Source organism: Rhodococcus sp. T7 (assembly GCF_009872365.1).
In the GTDB taxonomy this organism is placed as follows: domain Bacteria; phylum Actinomycetota; class Actinomycetes; order Mycobacteriales; family Mycobacteriaceae; genus Rhodococcus_F.
The window spans coordinates 1,560-2,050 of record NZ_WXYH01000389.1 but is presented as its reverse complement, the minus strand read 5'-3'; the positions used below and the strand labels follow the sequence as shown (position 1 = coordinate 2,050).

The following is a 491-nucleotide window of genomic DNA, read 5'->3' as shown; positions in this document are numbered from 1 at the left end:
AGGCCGACACCCGGGATGAACACCGTCGCCAGCGTCGTGCCGACCCCGATACCGACGACGGTGCCGATGACTGCACCTCCCGCGGCACCGAGGACGGCGGCCGGTGCGCCGACCGCCAGCGCGCCAGCTGCACCACCAACCACGACTCCGGTCACCGTGCCCGCCGCGAGCCGGTCGGCCTGCTTCGTCGGCACACCGAGCGAAGTGACGAGGTTTCCGCCATCGGCCTGCAATGCGGACAGTGTGTTGTTGACCTGCTGGGCTTCCCGCTCCGGAATGACATCAGGCCGATCCAGCAGCGCATTGCCGATCAGAATCTTGTTCGGCGGGGCCTGAATCGGAGCGATACCCGGTCGCTGCACCATCGGCGGCCGCGGCGGCGCAGCCGGGGCAGGCACGGGCACAGTTTGCTCAGGCTGCGCATAGGCCGGCCCGGTGTACTGCGGCTCCACATACACCGGCTGGGTGTACTGCGGCTCCACATACGTCGG

Annotated in this window: 1 pseudogene; it reads right to left on the bottom strand. The window is 69.0% G+C overall.

Annotated features, from left to right (window positions below):
- Positions 1-491: pseudogene (locus tag MLGJGCBP_RS50920) on the bottom strand (hypothetical protein); the annotation flags it as partial.